This window comes from Pseudonocardia bannensis, assembly GCF_012911875.1.
Lineage (GTDB): Bacteria > Actinomycetota > Actinomycetes > Mycobacteriales > Pseudonocardiaceae > Pseudonocardia > Pseudonocardia bannensis.
In genome coordinates this window covers 1-1,366 of the sequence record NZ_JAAXKZ010000261.1, presented here as the reverse complement: position 1 = coordinate 1,366, position 1,366 = coordinate 1, and the positions used below count along the sequence as shown (strand labels likewise).

The 1,366-nt window shown below is 67.9% G+C and carries 1 protein-coding gene; it reads right to left on the bottom strand.

Features of this window, described 5'->3' with window-relative positions; translation table 11 throughout:
- Positions 1-33: 33 nt before the first annotated feature.
- A complete protein-coding gene (locus tag HF519_RS30070; protein ID WP_211170792.1) occupies positions 34-1,290 on the bottom strand; it encodes an IS256 family transposase in 1,257 nt (418 codons plus the stop codon).
- Between the last annotated feature and the right edge of the window lie 76 nt (positions 1,291-1,366).

Here is a 1,366-nt window from a genome sequence, read left to right as displayed (position 1 = left end):
GGGACTGTCCGATCTCCGGTGTAACCGGTCGTTCTAGTTGGCGGTGGAGGGGACGATTCGGCCTTCGAAGGTGATGGCGAAGGCGTTGAGGGCGGGCTTCCAGCGGATCGCCCATCGTGCCCGGCCTCGACCCGTGGGGTCCAGTGACCGGGTGACCAGATAGAGGCACTTCAGGGCGGCCTGCTCGGTCGGGAAGTGCCCGCGGGCGCGGACCGCGCGCCGGTAGCGGGCGTTCAAGCTCTCGATCGCGTTCGTGCTGCAGATGATGCGGCGGATCTCCACGTCGTAGTCCAGGAACGGGATGAACTCGTTCCAGGCCGACCGCCACAGCTTGACCACCGCCGGGTAGTGGCCGCCCCACTTCTCGGCGAGCTCCTCGAATCGCGTGGCCGCGGCCGCCTCGGTGGGGGCGGTGTAGACCGGCCGCAGGTCCGTGGCGAGTGCATCCCAGTCGCGGCGGGAGGCATAGCGGAAGGTGTTGCGGATCAGGTGCAGGATGCAGGCCTGCACCGTGGCCAGCGGCCACGCCGTGGTGATCGACTCCGGGAGGCCCTTCAGGCCGTCGCAGACGACCATGCAGACGTCCTCGACGCCGCGGTTCTTGATCTCGGTGAGCACGCCCAGCCAGAACTTGGCGCCCTCGCCGCCGTCGCCGGCCCACAGCCCGAGGATGTCGCGTTCACCGTTGACGGTGACACCGATGGCGACGTAGATGGGCCGGTTGGTGACCTGCCCGTCGCGGATCTTGACCACGATCGCGTCGATGAAGATGACCGGGTAGACGCGATCCAGTGGCCGGTTGGCCCACTCGGTCATCTCCGCGACGACCTTGTCGGTGATCCGGGAGATCGTATCCTTGGAAACGGATGCCCCGTAGACGTCGGCGAAGTGCGCGGCGACCTCGCCGGTGGTCAGCCCGCGGGCGGTCAGCGACAACACGATCTGGTCGATCCCGTCGAGGCGGCGCTGCCGCTTGCGCACGATCACGGGTTCGAAGCTGCCGTCCCGATCCCGCGGCACGTCGATCTCGACCGGGCCGACCTCGGTCAGCACCGTCTTGCTGCGGGTGCCGTTGCGGGAGTTCCCGCGATCCCGGCCGGCCGGGTCGTGCTTGTCATAGCCCAGGTGCTCGGTGAGCTCGGCCTGCAACGCGGTCTCCAGCACCGTCTTGGTCAACCCGGTCAACAGTCCGCCCGGACCAACCAGCTCCACGCCTTCGGCGCGGGCCTGTTCCACGAGTTCCTGGGCGAGCTGCTGCTGATCTCCTCGAGCCGGCACGGACTCGATCATCTCGGTCACTACGGGTCCTTCCCGCCGAGCGCGCTCGGCGTGTCAGGACCAGTTACACCCAAGATCAGACAGTCCC